Origin of the sequence: Amycolatopsis kentuckyensis (assembly GCF_002155975.1) — a bacterium.
Classification (GTDB): Bacteria; Actinomycetota; Actinomycetes; order Mycobacteriales; family Pseudonocardiaceae; genus Amycolatopsis; species Amycolatopsis kentuckyensis.
In genome coordinates this window covers 1-15,774 of sequence record NZ_MUMI01000395.1, presented here as the reverse complement: position 1 = coordinate 15,774, position 15,774 = coordinate 1, and the positions used below count along the sequence as shown (strand labels likewise).

Annotated in this window: 8 protein-coding genes; 3 read left to right on the top strand and 5 right to left on the bottom strand. The window is 72.5% G+C overall.

What is annotated here, in order from left to right:
- Window positions 1-579: WXG100 family type VII secretion target (locus tag CCN39_RS33055; RefSeq protein WP_434781142.1), on the bottom strand; the 579-nt coding region annotated here is incomplete at its 3' end.
- A 243-nt stretch (window positions 580-822) separates the two neighbouring features.
- Here CCN39_RS33055 and CCN39_RS33050 point away from each other — a divergent pair.
- Window positions 823-2,436, top strand: a complete 1,614-nt coding sequence (locus CCN39_RS33050; protein WP_086848681.1) for a long-chain fatty acid--CoA ligase — start codon at window positions 823-825, stop codon at window positions 2,434-2,436.
- Between the two features lie 3 nt (window positions 2,437-2,439).
- Here the strand turns inward: CCN39_RS33050 and CCN39_RS33045 are convergent, their stop codons facing one another.
- Window positions 2,440-4,128: a helix-turn-helix domain-containing protein gene (locus tag CCN39_RS33045; protein ID WP_086848679.1), complete on the bottom strand. Its 1,689-nt coding sequence runs from the start codon at window positions 4,126-4,128 to the stop codon at window positions 2,440-2,442.
- A gap of 144 nt (window positions 4,129-4,272) precedes the next feature.
- Here CCN39_RS33045 and CCN39_RS33040 point away from each other — a divergent pair, with 144 nt between their 5' ends.
- Both CCN39_RS33040 and CCN39_RS33035 read left to right on the top strand, forming a co-directional pair.
- Window positions 4,273-5,664: an MFS transporter gene (locus CCN39_RS33040; RefSeq protein WP_086848683.1), complete on the top strand. Its 1,392-nt coding sequence runs from the start codon at window positions 4,273-4,275 to the stop codon at window positions 5,662-5,664.
- Window positions 5,661-7,256, top strand: coding sequence for a tannase/feruloyl esterase family alpha/beta hydrolase (locus CCN39_RS33035; protein WP_086848677.1), 1,596 nt, complete (start codon window positions 5,661-5,663; stop codon window positions 7,254-7,256). Before CCN39_RS33040 ends, CCN39_RS33035 begins: the two co-directional genes overlap by 4 nt.
- A 46-nt stretch (window positions 7,257-7,302) precedes the next feature.
- Here the strand turns inward: CCN39_RS33035 and CCN39_RS33030 are convergent, their stop codons facing one another.
- From CCN39_RS33030 to CCN39_RS33020, 3 genes are all read right to left on the bottom strand, one after another.
- Window positions 7,303-10,947: a glycoside hydrolase family 3 C-terminal domain-containing protein gene (locus CCN39_RS33030; protein ID WP_086848675.1), complete on the bottom strand. Its 3,645-nt coding sequence runs from the start codon at window positions 10,945-10,947 to the stop codon at window positions 7,303-7,305.
- A 334-nt stretch (window positions 10,948-11,281) separates the two neighbouring features.
- On the bottom strand, window positions 11,282-12,934 hold the full coding sequence (locus CCN39_RS33025; protein WP_086848674.1) for a phospholipid carrier-dependent glycosyltransferase: 1,653 nt from the start codon (window positions 12,932-12,934) through the stop codon (window positions 11,282-11,284).
- Window positions 12,935-12,978: 44 nt separating this feature from the next.
- Window positions 12,979-15,774 (bottom strand): S8 family serine peptidase (locus CCN39_RS33020; protein ID WP_086848671.1); only part of this gene is annotated, 2,796 nt, incomplete at its 5' end.

Sequence of the window (15,774 nt, the reverse complement as noted above, 5' to 3'; positions counted from 1 at the left end):
GCCGAGGGTGAACACGACCTGGAGCGCCCAGCTGATCAGGTGCCCGACCAGTTCGGCGATGATGTCCCGCACCAGCGCCCGCACCGCGGCGACGACCTCACCGGCCGTTTTCACCCCGCTGGAAGCGCCTTCACAGCCCTTCTGCGCGGTCTCCAGGAGCGTCACGGTGTCCTGGGCGCGCTGGCGGTAGGTGTCCGCGGCGGCACCGGTCCAGGACGAGACGTCGGCCTTGACCATCCCGGTCAGGTCCACGCCGATGCTGCCCAGCTCGGTCGCGATGTTCTTCCACGTCTCGGACTGGGCGGCGATCTCGTCGGCGTTGCCGGTCAGCCCGTTGAGCGCTTCCTTCAACGGCCCGACGTGCTCGATCAGCCAGCCGACCCCGGCGGCGAGGATCGCGCCGAACGGGTCCATCGCCATCGACAGCGCGTCCAGCGCCGTCCCGACGGCCCCGAGCGCCACCGACGCCCAGTCCCCGCTCTCGATGGCCGACTTCAGGTCGTTCGCCGACTCCAGCAGCGAGATGCCCGAGTACGCCTTCGTGGAATCCTTGGTCTCCGCCACCAACGGGTTCGCCACTGCTTGACCTTCTTTTCGCCGGGTCTTCAGGCAAAATTAGCAGCGCCGTCCGGGCGGACCGGGCCCCCGCAACCCGGCTGCCCGAAAAACCCACGATCGCTGTCCGGGGCGGGCAACGGCCCGCCGGCGTGGAGGTGATCACCACCGGGGACGGCCGACGAGTGGGCGGTTCGCACCTCTGCGCCGGCCGGGAACGCTCTTAAAGTCACTCGCGACCAGCAGCCACCGACCGGAAGAGGCGCCATGGACGGGCTGATGCAGCCACGGCCGCTCACCATCGCCCACATCCTGGAGCGTGCCGAGCGGCTCTTCGCGCACAAGGAAGTCGTCACCGCCGGGGGCGAGCGGCTGACCTACGCCGAGGTGGCCGGCGGGACCCGCCGCCTGGCCGGCGCGCTGGCCGGCCTGGGCGTCCCGGCCGGCGCCCGGGTCGCGACCTTCGCGAGCAACCACCGCCGTCACCTCGAGCTCTACCTGGCCGTGCCGGTGACGAAGCGGGTGCTGCACCCGATCAACATCCGGTTGTCGGCGGAGCACCTGGAATACATCGTCGAGCACGCCGAGGACGACGTCGTGTTCGTCGATCGCGCGCTACTGCCCCGGATCTGGCCGAGCGCCGCCCGGCTGCCGCGGGTGCGCCACTGGGTCGTGCTGCCCGACGACAGCGGCGAGCCGATCCCGGCGGACCCCCGCGTCCTGCACTACGACGACCTGGTCTCCGCGGCCGCACCGTTCTCCGGCTCGTTCGAGGATTCCTTCACGCTCGCGGACGAGCACCTCGCGTCCGGGCTCTGCTACACCTCCGGGACGACCGGGCCGCCCAAGGGCGTGCTCTACAGCCACCGCTCGACCGTCCTGCACGGCCTGGGGACGCTCGCCGCGGGGCTCATCGGCCTGAGCGAAAGCGATGTGGTGCTGCCGATCGTGCCCATGTTCCACGCCAACGCCTGGGGCCTGCCCTACGGCGCGATGCTGGCGGGCGCGTCCCTGGTCCTGCCCGGCCCGTCCGCGGACCCGGACCACCTGCTGCGGCTGATGGCGGCCGAGCGCGTCACGGTCGCCGGGGCCGTCCCCACGGTCTGGACGAGCATGGCGCCCGGGCTGGGAGACCACGACCTGAGCGCGACCCGGTTCCTGCTCGGCGGCGGATCGGCCGTCCCGCCGGCGCTCTCGGAGACCTACCGCGCCGCGATCGGCGTGCCCATCACGCACTCCTGGGGGATGACCGAGATCAGCCCGGTCGGCGCCATCGGCGGGACGCGCACCCAGCACCGGGACGCGCCCGCCGCGGACCAGGTGGCGGTGCGGGCCGCCCAGGGGCAGCCGCTGCCGCTGGTGAACGTGCGGATCGTCGACGTCGAGACCGGCCGTGAGCTGCCGCGTGACGGTGACGCCGTCGGCGAGCTGCAGGTCGCGGGCCCGTGGGTCGCGGCCGGCTACCACGGGGTGGGCGCCGACGGCAGCTTCACCGCCGACGGCTGGCTGCGCACCGGCGACCTGGCCACCCTCGACGCCGAGGGGTACCTGCGGCTCGTGGACCGGATGAAGGACCTGATCAAGTCCGGTGGCGAGTGGATCTCCTCGGTCGAGCTCGAAAGCGCCCTCACCTCGCACCCCGACGTCGTCGAGGCCGCGGTGATCGCCCGCCCGGACCCGCGGTGGATGGAACGCCCGGTGGCGTACGTGGTGCTGCGCGAGGGCAGCGCAACGGCGGCCGAAGAGCTCTTGGCGCACATCACGCCGATGGTCGCGAAGTGGTGGCTGCCCGACGAGGTCGTGTTCGTGCCCGCGTTGCCGAAGACGGGCACCGGCAAGATCTCGAAGACCGCCCTGCGCGACTCGGTGAAGGTCGGCTGACCCTCAGGACGCGACCGCCCGGAGCTGGTGCAGCCGCAGGCCGAGCTGCAGTTCCAGGTCGTTCTCGCGGCGCCAGTCGGAGCCGAGCACCGTGCCGGCCCGGTCCAGGCGCTTGAGCAGCGTGTTGACGTGCAGGTGCAGCGCGCGGGCGGTCGCCGCCACGTTGGCGCGGTGAACGTAGTACGCGCCGAGCGTGCCGACCAGGTCGGTGCCCCGCCGCCGGTCGTACTCGAGGAGCGCGCCGATCGAGCCGGCCAGGAACCGGTCGAGCTCGCCCGCCCGCTCCGGGTCGAAAACCATGGCGTACAGGGCATACTGGCGCGTGGTGGCACCGCCGTCGCGGTGCCCGAGCGCGCGCATGACGGCACCGCACCGGCCCGCCAGGGAGTAGGCCCGGGCCCAGTCGTGACCGGTCGCCCGTTCCCCGACGACCAGGACCGGGCCGCCCAGCGTCCGCCGCAGTCTGGTGTGGACCTCGGCGACGGTGGCCTCGGCATCCGCGCCGGGCAGGATCATCGTGGCCCGGCCGAGGTGCTCGCCGGCCAGCCCGGCGCGGTCCCGGGCGATGTCGTGCAGGTGCCGCGCGAGATCGGCCGGCGGCACCGCGGGGGAGTCCGCGACCAGGACCAGGTCCAGGCGGTCGACGTCGATCGTGCGAGCCCGGGCGCGGGCGCGCTGGGCCGGGCCGATGCCGGGACTGCCGACCATGAGCTCGGTCAGCAGCTCCCCGCTCAGCCGCTCGCCGGCCTCGGCCACGGCCTGTTCCTTGAGGATGAGCAGCCCGAGGATGTGCGTGGCGCGTTCGAGGGTCCGCAGGTCCGTGTCGTCGCCGGTGCCCGACGGCCGGCTCCACACGAGCGCGCCGAGGTAGCTGTCGCCCGCCTGCACGGCCGCCACGCTGCGGTCGGTCCCGTCGGCGCCGGACGACGTCGTGCAGCGGCCGGTGCGCCGGGCGTCCTCGACGGCCCCGGCCAGGTCCGTCCTCAGTGGACTGCCCGTCCGGTCGAGGAGCGTGACCTCGCCACCCAGCTGGTCGGCGAGGTGCTGGGCGACGTCGCGCGGGGTGCCGCCGTCCAGCACGACGCCGGTCAGGGCTTCGTGGATCGCCTGTGCCCGTTCGATCTTCCCGTAGGCGACCCGCAGTTCCCGCAACGCGGTCCGGCTCTCCTCGTAGAGCCGGGCGTTGTCGAGGGCGACCGCGGCGTGGTCGGCGAACGCGTTCAGCAGCGCGATCTCCTCGGCCTGGAACGACCGCTCGGAACGATCCGCGGCGAACAGCGCGCCGACGGCTTCCCCGCGGATCACCAGCGGCACGCCGAGCAGCGCCACCAGGTCCTCGGTGACGACCAGGCGGTCGAAGTTCGGATCGTGCTGGATGAGCGTCGAGGTGGCGTAGTCGCGCACCCAGTGCGGGCTCTTGGAGGCCAGCACCTTGCCGCCGAGCCCCACCGTCGCCGGGATGGCCGCCGCGAGGAACTCCGCGGAGATCGTGCCCTCCGACGCGCGGGCCGACAGCCGGCCGTCCGCGCCGACCAGCGACAGGTAGGTGAAGTCCGTGCCGATCAGGTCGTGGGCGTGGTGGACGATCGACTGCAGCACTTCGTCGAGCTCGCCCAGCGCGGTGAGCGACTTGACGGTCGCGTACAACGACGCCAGTTCGCGCTGCCGGCGCGGTTCCGCCGCACTGGTCACGGGGGCGCCTCCTCGGCATCGGGGTGGGCGAAAGACCCACCACGGCGGCGGGAGGAGTGGGTGGTCCACACCTCAGGCCGCAGCGTAACGGCGCCCTACCATCACCGCCAGCACCTGCCGGACCTCATCGACGAAGGCGGCACCATGGCCATTCCGCTCACCCAACCCGAAGGCCAGTCCGGCACCGAGGTGCCCGCGACCCCGCGCCGGGCCTTCCGCAAACTGCTGGCGGCCGGGCTCGTCGGCAGCTCGATCGAGTGGTACGACTTCTTCCTCTACGGCACCGCGGCCGCGCTCGTGTTCCCCAAGGTGTTCTTCCCGCACGCCTCGGCGCTGACCGGGACCCTGCTGGCCTTCAGCACGTTCTGGGCCGGGTTCGTGGCCCGGCCGATCGGCGGCGTGCTCGCCGGGCACCTCGGGGACAAGTACGGGCGCAAGCCGGTGGTCGTCGCGTGCCTGGCGCTGATGGGGGCCGCGACCTTCCTGATCGGCTGCCTGCCCAGCGCGGCGAGCGTCGGCGCGCTGGCCCCGACGCTGCTGGTGATCCTGCGCTTCGTCCAGGGCCTCGCGGCCGGCGGGCAGTGGGGCGGGATCGTGTTGCTGCTGACCGAATCCGCCAGTCCCAAGCGGCGTGGCTTCGCCGGGACCTTCGGGCAGACCAGCGTGCCGGTGGCGGTGATCCTGTCCAACCTGATCTTCGTGGCGGCCAGCGGCCTGATGCCGGACGCCGCGTTCCTGAGCTGGGGCTGGCGCATCCCGTTCCTGCTCAGCGTCGTGATGTTCGGCGTGGTGCTCTACATCCAGGCCAAGGTGGAGGACACGCCGGAGTTCCGGCAGCTGCAGGAAGCCGTGGCGGACCGGGAAGGCCCGGTGGTCCGGGCGCCGCTCGCCCAGGTGCTGCGCAGCAAGTGGGGGACCATCCTGCTGGGCTGCGGGCTGCTGTCGGCCACCAACAGCCTCTTCTACGTCAGCATTTCCGGGCTGCTCAGCTACGGCACCGGCACGCTCAAGCTCCAGCGTGACTCACTGCTCGCGGTGGTGCTGCTCAGCTCCGCGGCGATGCTCGCGACGATCCCGTGGTCCGGGTACCTCTCGGACAAGGTGGGCCGCCGCCCGCTGATCCTGATCGGCGGCCTGGGTGTGGCCGTGTGGGCGTTCCCGTACTTCGGGCTCGTCGGCACCGCGTCGCTGCCGCTGATCTTCGTCGCGGTGACCGTGGGGTTCGTGTTCCAGTGCCTCACCTACGGCCCGATCGCGAGCTTCCTCGGCGAGCTCTTCGCGCCGAACGTCCGCTACTCGGGCGCGTCCCTGGCCTACCAGCTGTCCGCGATCGTCGTCAGCGGCGGCACGCCGTTCCTCATGACCGCGCTGATCGCCAAGGCGGGCAGCACGTGGCCGGTCGCCGTCTACATCACGGCGATGGGGCTGATCACCTTCGCCAGCGCCTGGTTCCTGCCGGAAACGAACCCCGCCGAAGTCCGGGCCGACCCGCACGCCGTCCCGGGTGCGCACCTGCACCAGGCGGCCGCGCGATGAGGACGACCGTGGTGGCGGCCGCCGTGGTGCTGGCGGCGAGTGTCCCCGGACCCGCGCTGGCGTCTCCCGCGGCCCCGGACTGCGCCGGGCTGGCCGGGCTGCGGATTCCGGCGTCGGTGATGAGCCTGCCGACGAGCGGCGGGCTGGTCACGGCGGCTTCCGTCCTGCCCGATGACCAGTGCCGGGTCGACGCGGACCTCTACCCCGTCGACCCGGCCGCACCCGCCATCAAACTGCGGGTCGCCCTGCCGCGCGCCTGGAACCACAAGGCGCTGATGTTCGGCGGTGGCGGGTACAACGGAACCATCCCCGACGTGGCCGCGAACGTGCCGTTCGGCCCCGCCGACCGGCCGACGCCGCTGGCCCGGGGATATGCGACCTTCGCGAGCGACTCGGGCCACCAGCAGAACCCGGCGCGCCCGCCGTCCCTGGACGGGTCGTTCGGCGTGAACGACGAGGCCTTGGTCAACTTCGCCGCGGGCGACGCTCTGAAGAAGACACGGGACGCGAGCCTGTTCCTCATCCGGCACGCCTACGCGGCGACGCCCACCGAAGTCTTCTTCGCGGGCGGGTCGACCGGCGGCCGCGAGGCGCTCGTCGTCGCCCAGCGGTGGCCGTCCGCGTTCGACGGCGTGATCTCCGCCTACCCCGCCTGGAACAACATGGCCGAGATCCTGGACCTGGGCTACCTGGCGCAAGTCCTGTCGCGCCCGGGCGCGTTTCCCGACCCGGCGAAGCAGACACTCCTCTACGACAGCGTCGTCAAGGCGTGCGACGGCCTGGACGGGGTCGAGGACAAGGTCGTCTCGAATCCGGGAGGGTGCCGCTTCGATCCGCGCGTGCTGCGCTGTCCGGGTGGCGCCGACACCGGCCCGGCGTGCCTGTCGGACGCCCAGATCGGTGCGGTGAAAGCCCTGTCTTCGCCGTTCCGGTGGCCGTACCGGATCGCCAGCGGCGAAACGGAGTACCCCGGGTTCCCGTTCCTCTCGGGCGCGGACCTGCGGACGCCGTTCCTCGGCTTCGGCACCACCGCGCCCGCCGACCCCATGCCGGTCACCAGCGGCTACGGCATGCAGTACTGGGACCAGTGGGTCAAGTACTTCCTGACCAGGGACCCGGGGCAGAACGCGCTGGACATCGATCCGAGGCAGCCCGGCAAGTGGCTCGGCCGGATCAGCGAACTGTCGAAGATCGAGGACCGCAACAACGCGGACCTGCGCCCGTTCGCCCGCGCGGGCGGCAAACTGATCCTGCTGCACGGCGCCGCGGACGAGCTGGTCTCGCCGTACTCGACGAGCGACTACTACGAGCGCGTGCGTGCCGTGGCCGGCCCCCGGGTGACCGACGGGTTCCTGCGGTACTACGTCGTGCCCGGGGCCAACCACGCCAATTTCGGGACTCCGGCGTTCGCGGCCGGCTGGGATTCGCTCACGGCGCTCGAACGGTGGGTCGGCACCGGCCGGGCGCCGGTGAACCAGGTCGTCACCGACCTGGCCCACCAGCGCACGCGGCCGCTGTGCGCCTACCCGGGCTGGCCCCGGTACCGCTCGGGTGATCCGGACAGCGCCGCGAGTTTCGGCTGTACTCGCTGAACGGGCGTCCCGCCGGCCTCGTCGCCGGCGGGACACACCCCCTCGGTCAGCCGATGGCGACGGTGAAGATGTGCATCGCCGCCGTGCCCATGTTCGCCCCGTCGCTGACGTCCGGCAGGGTCAGGTACTGCACCGTCTTCCCCGGCTGCAGCGGGATCGGCGCGTAGTACAGGCTCACCCGCTGGTCCAGCCGCCCGTTGCTGTTGTTGAGGTACGGCAACGTCGTGAGGATGTCGCCGCCGGTCGCCGCGTTGGACCACCAGTCCGCGAAACTCACCGAGTGGGACTCGGTCGTCCCGTCCGTGTAGGTCACCGTGGCCGTTCCGCTCGGGCTGCCGTAGTCGCCGGCGCCGATCAGGCCCAGCGTGTTCCCGGAGCCCGAGAGCGCGATCGTCTGGCCGCCGGCCGAGCTGCCCGCGACCACGTTGTCCGGGCTGCCCGGCGGGGCGTCCGGCCAGGTGAACGTCAGCCCGTCGTGGGTGAACGTCGCTCCCGGCGTCAGGCTGGGCGTCGCCGCGGCCAGTGCCTGCGCGGAGAAACTGGCGTTGCCGCCGTCGAAGTTGCCCGCGCCGGGCGTGGCGTCGTCGCTGATGCCCACGTTGTTGCGGGCCGCGGCCAGCGACGGGTACGGCGGGTGCGGCAGCAGCACGGTGGTCGCGTCCACCGAGGTGCCACGGCCGTTGGCCGAGGTGAACGTGGCCTGCCCCGAGACGTCGTACTTGCCCGGTTGCGCCGAGGCCGGCACACCGAGCTCCCAGGTGGTGCGCACGGTCTGCCCGGCGGGCACGGTGGCGAAGGTGGACGGCGAGGTGGCCTTCGCGGTCCAGCCGGCGGGCACGCTGAGCGTCAGGGCCACGTCCGACAGCGGCCGGGCGCCGGCCGGGTTCGGCAGCGTGGTCGTGGCGGTGTACGTCGTCCCGGCCTGCACCTGCGCCGGTGCGGTGAGCGTGAACGGCTGCTCGACCACCACCGGCGTGGTGCCGGTGACGCCGTCGACCGTGACGCTGATGGTCGCGACACCCGGCGCCACCATGGTCACCTGCCCGGTCCGGCTCACCTGGGCCACCCGCGGATCGCTGCTGCGGTACCCGATCCGGGCTCGCGAGAGGTCGACGAAGGACTGGTCGTCGTGCACCGCCTCGACGACGTGGTCGGCCGGAACGTGCCGGTCGGCCTGAGCGGTGACGTCGGCGATCCACGGGTTCTTCGCCGTCAGGTCGAGGCGCTGGCCCGGGCTGAACACGACCTGACCGGGCTGCACGGTCACGTACTTCGTCTTCGGCGCGAGGGCTCCGGTGACGGCCACCGCGGCGGTGCCGGCGAGGTGACCGGAGTCGGCGCCCACGCCGAACCGGTACTGACCGGGGTACACCACTTCGCGGCGCTTCCCCTCGTCCCAGAAGGACAAGTCGCTGATCCGCACCGGGATGGCGATGTGCTGGGTCCGGCCCGGCGCCAGCACGTCGGTCTTCTTGAAGCCGGCCAAGCGGTGCCGCGGCAGTTCCACACCGGGCACGCCGAACGCCGTCGCCGCGTACAGCTGGGCGACGGTCGCACCCGGGGTGGTGCCGGTGTTCGTGACGTCCACGTGCACCGTCACCTGCCCGTTCGCGTCGACCGACCTGGTGTCCGCGTGCACGCGGGAGTAGGCGAACTTCGTGTAGGAGAGGCCGTAGCCGAACGGGTAGGCCGGGGTGCCGGTGAAGTACTGGTACGTGCGGCCGAGGCCGCCGGTCTGCGACGGCGTCAGGCCGTAGTTCTTCATCGCGGGCAGCTGCGAGTCGTCGGCGTACCAGGTGAAGTTCAGGTGCCCGCTGGGGTTCTGCTTGCCGAACAGGACGTCGGCGAGCGCGGTGCCCTGGCTCTCGCCGTTGTACGCGCTGAACACGATGCCCGGGATCCCCGCGGCGTGGCCGAGGGAGACGGCGCCGCCCGCCTGGACGGCCAGCGCGGTCCGCGGGTTGCCGGCCGCCTTGACCTGGTCGATCAGCGAGTCGTAGTTGCCGGGCATGGCGATCGTGGTCCGGTCCCGGCCCTCGGTGGCCACGTTCCCGTCGGTCCCGGCGAACACGACGACCAGGTCGGCCGTCTTCATCGCGGCCAGGGTCTCCGCCGAGCAGGTCGCCGCCGTGGTCGTGCCGGTGGAGGTGCCGCACGCGTCGAACGTGACCGTGGCGTCCGGGCGGGCCGCCTTGACCGCGGACGTGATGCCCTGCACGGCGTTGACCTGCAGCGCGGGCTCACCGGAGTAGCCGCCGAGGGTGACCTTGCCCGCGAGATCGCCGACGACGACCACGCTGCCGAGCTTCGCCGGGTCGGCGGGCAGCAGGGGCGCCGTGGTACCGGCGACCGGGTCGTTCTTCAGCAGGACCAGCGAGTTCGCGGCGACCTTCGCGGCCAGCGCCTGGTGCTCGGCGCTCTGGATCACGTCCTTGGTGATCTTCGTGTAGGCCACGCGGTCCGGCGGGTCGAACTCGCCGGTCTGCATGCGGGTGGTGAACACGTGCACCAGCGCCGTGTCGAGCACGCCTTCGGACAGCACCCCGGCCTTGATGGCCTCCTGGATGTTGGCCACCGTGGCTTCCGTGCCGGTGCAGTTGAGCTGCGTGCCCGCGCGCAGTGCGTACGCCTGGCCGCCGGCGGCACCGGACACCTGCTGCCCGGTCGTACTGTTCGTCCACCGCGTTCCGCCGTTGGAGGTGGCCGTGGTCCAGCCGGGCGGTGCCCAGTTGTGGCTGCCCGGCGCGTAGACGTCGCCGACCGCGCCGCAGTCGGACGTGATGTAGCCGTCGAAACCGTAGGTGCGCTGGGCGATGGCGTTCGCCGTGTAGGTGTCGGCGGGCGCCGGCGTGCCGTTGATCGCGTTGTACGACGTCATCAGGCCGGACACGTGCGCGTCCTGGATCAGGTGCCGGAACTGCCGGGTGTAGTAGTCGCGGATGTTGGTCTCGGTGGTGTCCGAGGAGTCGGCGTGCCGGTCGTTCTCGACGTCGTTGAGCGCGTAGTGCTTGGCGGTCGCCGCGACCTTGAGGTACGGCGTCGTCGGCCGGCCGGACGCGGTCTGGCCCTGGTAGCCGTTGACGAACGCGCCGGCCATCTTCGCGACCAGGTACGGGTCTTCGCCGAAGCCCTCGTCGGTACGGCCCCACCGCGGGTCGCGGTCGAGGTTGACCGTCGGCGCCCAGTAGGTCAGGGAGCCGTAGTTGTTCTTGTCCGGTCCGATGTTGTTCTGCGCGACGCCCCACAGCGACTTGTCCAGCATGCCGCGGGCCTCGTCGGAGATCGCCGTGGTCTCCTGGTGGATCAGGTCGGGGTCCCAGGACATCGTGCTGGCCAGGTTCGTCGGGAAGCTCGTGGCGTGCACCCCGCCGGTCGCCGGGCCGTCGTCGGTGTTCGCGCCGAGCGTGTTGAGGCCGTGCTGGCCCTCGCTCCAGTAGGTGTACTGCTGCACGCCGAGCCGCGGGATGGCGGGCGCGCTGTTGGTGCGCAGTTGCAGGACTTTTTCGGGCAGCGTCATGCGGGCGACGAGGTCGGCGGCCCGCTCGGCGAAGCTGTAGTGGGTGTCGCGGTAAACCGGCAGCCGGTCGGGCGGCGCGGCGGCCGCCGACGCGGCCGGGACGAGCGTGGCGGCGGCCATGGCGAGCAGGGGAACGGCGGTCAGTCTTCGCCGGCCGGGGAAGCGCAAGGACATCGGATCTCCGTTGCGGAAGGTCGATGGGCGGGGTGCTCCGGTGCGTCGCCGGGCGGGGGAGCGGCCGGGTCGCAGGCTGGTCCGTGACCATCGTTCGGAAGGAATCCGGTTCTGGCAAGCAATTCACGGCCGGTCCGGCGTCGCCGCTGGCCGCGGCCCGGCGGGGGCTGAAAGTTTCACCGGCCGGCGCCGGCTTTTGAAGAGGTCGCCCTGCTCCATCGGCTCGGCGGCTTCCGCAGCCCTTGCCGTCTGCGGACCGGGTACGCCCGATCGATGCGGCTGGGACAGATCATTGACAGGGCGCCGACCGCCACCGGTCAGCGCTTTCCCCGCGTCACGGCCGGCGGTGGATCGTGATGGAGTGGCCGACGTCGTCGAGGGGGGTGCTCGTGCGGAGCAGGAACCCCAGGCGGTCGTCCGCCTTGGCGATCGCCGAATCCGACACCACGAGCAGTCCGTGCACCGCGTCCGCGGGCACCGCGAGGGGGTCGGCGGCGTCGATGCCGTAGTACGACGGCACCCCGCTGCCCTTGTAGACCAGCCACACCCGCTCACCCGGGTAGCGCTGCCGCAGGCGGTCGGCCAGCCGGCCGAGGTCCTGGCCCCAGTCGACGTTCGAGTCGTGCAGCTGCCGGTGGGTCCGGGTCGGGCCGCCGAACGCCTCGTTCGAATACGGCAGGTAGTACGGGAACGTCCGCAGGGAGCTGATCGCCGTGAACGCGACCAGGGTCGCCACGGCGACCGGTGCCCACCGGCGGCGGACGGCGACCACCCCGGCCGCCGCGACGGCCAGGAACATCGGCATGAAGAGCGCGTACCGGACGCCCAGGTCGCGGCTGCCCGTCATCGCCGCGGCCAGCAGCACGGCCGCCGGGAGGAGGACGTAGGGCGCCGCCGGGCGCAGCCGGAAAACCAGCACGACGATGCCGGCCGCCCAGAGGGCCAGCGCGCCCAGCGGGGTCTTCACCAGCAGCGCGGCCGGGAGGTAGTACCACAGCGCGCCGACGTGCAGGCTGCCGAACAGGAACGTGGTCCACACCTGGTCTTCGAAGCCGAACTGGACGCGCATCCCGTCGAGGTACGGCCGGGGCAGCGGCAGCAGATCGGCGAGCGACCGCAGGCCCGCGACCGGCGGCAGGCCCGGCGGGGGCGTCCAGCGCAGCTGCGGATCGACGACCAGGTAGGAAACCCACACCACGGCGATCGCGATCAGCCCGACGCCGAACGCCGCCGCCGCACCGGTGCCGAGCCGCCGCAGTATCCTTTGTGGACCTAAGGCGTGCCGGGCGGACAGCACGGCCAGGAGCAGCACGACCGGAACCGCGGCCAGGGCGCTCATCTTCGTGGCCACGGCCGCGCCCAAAGCCAGCCCTGCCAACGGAAGGTAGCGGACGGGACGCCGCCGGGCGCGCCACAGCAGCCAGGCCGACGTCACCAGGAAACCGGCCACCGGCACGTCGAGGGTGGCCAGTGACCCGTGCGCGATCAGGTCCGGGGAAAGCGCGTACAGCGCCAGGGCCACGACACCGCCGGCCGGGCCGGCCAGATCGCGGGCGAACGCGAAGACGACCAGCCCGAACAGCAGCGTCAGCACGATCACCGGCAACCGGGCCAGCAACAGCAGCCGGCCCGGGGCGTGGCCCGATTCGTACAGCACGGACCGGCCGAGCTGCGTCTGGTCGCCGGCGAAACCGGCGTCGACGTGCACGTCCGCGAACGCGAGCCCGGTCGCGATGAGCAGCTTGCCCAGCGGCGGGTGCTCGGGGTTGTACCGCAGGCTGTGGTGTTCCAGGGAGAAGACCGCCGCGCCGACGTAGACCGGCTCGTCGATGGTCGGGGTCTGCTCGACGGCCGTCGTGATCATCGCGATCGCCATCTCGCCCAGCAGCGCGAACACCGCGAACGCGAGCAGCCACCGCCGGCGCCGGCCGGGCGGACGCGCGCCGGCCCGCGGCGGCACGTCCGCCCGGATCGCTTCGATGACCACCTCAGTGAAGACGTCCGGCGGCGGCGATGGTTGAGCGCGGAGACCTACGCTTTCCCGGCGAGCAGGAAGGCGTCGATGATCGTCTGCTCCACCTTGCTGCCCTCCTGACCGGTCGCGGTCGCCTTCAGGGACACCGTCGTGGCGCCGGCGGGATGCACCAGGAGCGCGCCCTTGTCCGTGAAGGGCACCGCGTGCCAGGTCGCGCCCCGGTCGTGGGAAACGCTCAGCGCGGTCAGCTTGCCGGTGCCGCCGGCGTTGTCGTCCACGGTGATCGGCACGTACGTCGGGAGCCGGGCCGGGACCCGGTTCCAGGCGTCGACCGCCGGTGCGTACCGGACGGCGAGCAACGGCAGGGACACCGGTGCCGTGCCGGGCACCGTCCCCGACGTGAACGTCCAGTCCGCCACGATCTTCGACGACAAGGCGTTGTCCCGGGTCGCGTCGGTGTGCAGGACGTACACCCCGGATTCGGGCGGCACCGCGAAGGTGCCCTGCCCGGCGGTGTCCGAAGCGCCGATTTCCCTGCCGTCCCGGGACAACGTGGTGTGCGCGCCGGAAACGGGAGCGTCGTCGGAGATCCGGCCGGCGTGCTGGTCGGTGAACATCGGCACGGCCACACCGATCAGGTCGCCCTGCCGCAGCGCCCGGCTGCGCGGACCGGCCGGGAACGCGGGGCCGAACACGGCGGCGTTCCAGCGTTCCGGCACCGGGCGGCCGAGCCGGTAGCTGCGCGGCGCGGCGTCCAGCAGCAGGTTGACGCCGTCTTCGGAGAACAGCGGGTACCACTCCTCACCGGGGGAGTAGAACTCGTCCAGCGCGTACGGGAGCGGCCGGGTGATCATGCCTTCCCGGGTGCCGGTCGAACCGGGCTTCGTGACCGCCGCCTCCGTCCGCACCCGGGCGAGGTCCCGGTCCCGCACGGTGACGGCCGGCTCGGCGGGAATCGAGCCGCGGAAGCGGGTCCGCACGTTGTACAGGTAGCCGCTCGTGCCGAAGCCGCCCGCGCTGTCGGGTTCCGCCGCCTGCGCCTCGACGCCGAGGACGAAACTGCTCGCCGACGTCGCCGACGGGCGGACGCGGAAGTCGGTGAAGTCGGGGAGGTAGTTCCACTGCGTGATGTGTCCCCATTGCGCGTCCCGCTCGAACCCGTAGGCGGCCCGGCCGATCTTCGCCGACGGCCGGTCGGCGAAGCGCACGTCGGCGGACACCGCCGTCCGGGCGTCGATGGTCAGCTGGGCGGGCCCGGTCACGACGAACTCCGGCTCGACGGCGAAGACGTACCGCCGGTCGTCGGTCCAGGTGGTGGCCTGGAAGTAGAACCGCCCCTTCGGCACGCGAGCGGTGAGGCCGCTGCCGCCGAAGTCGCGTCGCTGGTCGAGATCGGTGAAGCTGTAGGAGAAGTTCTGGGTCGGGTTCCCCTTTTCGTCGAGGAAGGTCAGCTTGACGTCGTAGCGCTCCGCTTCGCGGGTGACCGCGATCGGGGTCCGGACGTCCCCGGCGAGCACCACGCCCTGGTAGCCGCCGTCCGGGCCGGCCACCCGCGTGTCGGCGGTGACCGTCGCCTGCGCGGTCCCGCCCGCGGGGATCGTCAGCGAGCCCGGCGTGACGGTGACCATCCCGGCCGGGGCGGCCGCGCCGTCCGGGCCGCGAACGTCGGTCGTCAGGTCCACCGTGACCGCGGTGGTGCCCGTGTTGCGGTACGTCATCGTGGTGACCAGCGGTTCGTCGTCGTCGTGCGGCCACTGCGCGGTGCCGAGGCCGATGCTCGCCGGGGCGGCCACCACCGGCTGGGCAACCGCTTTCGCGACGTCCACCCGGCCCGCGCCCTGCTCGAACACCGACATGCCGGCGCCGGCCCTGGCGCTGCCCATCAACGCGGCCTTCAGCTCGGGTGCTTTCCAGTCCGGGTGCTGCTGGGCGAGGATCGCCGCCGCGCCCGCCACGTGCGGGGCCGCCATCGACGTGCCGGACATCCGCACGTGGAACTCGTCGACCGACGGCTCGCTCGTCCCCAGGACGCTGTCGTGCGCCTTCGCGGCCGCGATGCCGACGCCGGGTGCGGTGAGGTCCGGCTTGATCGCGCCGTCGCCGTAGCGGGGGCCGCGGTTGGAGAACGGGGCGAGCTCGTCGTCGCGGTCCACGGCGCCGACGGTCAGCGCGGCGGTCGCCGCGCCGGGGCTGGACACCTGCGCCCCTTCGTTGCCGGAGGCGGCGACGAACAACGCGCCGGTCTGCTCGGTGAGCCGGTCGACGGCCTGGGACAGCGCGTCCGTGCCGTCGCTCGGGAACCGGGTCCCCAGGCTCAGGTTCACCACCTTGGCGCCGCCGCCCGCGGCCCACTCCATCCCGGCGATGATGCCCGACTGCAGGCCGCGGCCGTCGTCGCCGAGCACCTTCCCGTTGAGCAGCCGGACACCCGGGGCGACACCCCGGTACTTCGCGTCGCGGCCGGTGACGATGGACGCCACGTGCGTGCCGTGTCCGTAGCGGTCGTCGGTGCCGCTGGGGCTGCCGGAGAAGTCCTTCGCGTCGGCGACCACACCGGCCAGATCGGGGTGGGTCGTGTCGACGCCGCTGTCGAGCACGGCGACGGTGACGCCGCTGCCGGTCAGCCCGGCCTGCCACGCGGCGGGCGCGCCGATCTGCGGCACGCTCCGGTCCAGGGTCCCGCGAACCGGGCTGTCCAGCCAGATCCGCGGTGCCGCGGCCGTCAGGGATGGCGCCAGCAGGTTCGTTCCCTTGACCGCGCGGACGGCGGTCGCGCCGAGGCTCTTGAGCTCCCGCACCGCCTGCAGGCCGCGCGCGCGGGCCGTGGCCGCGCCGCCGCCGACGATCAGCGG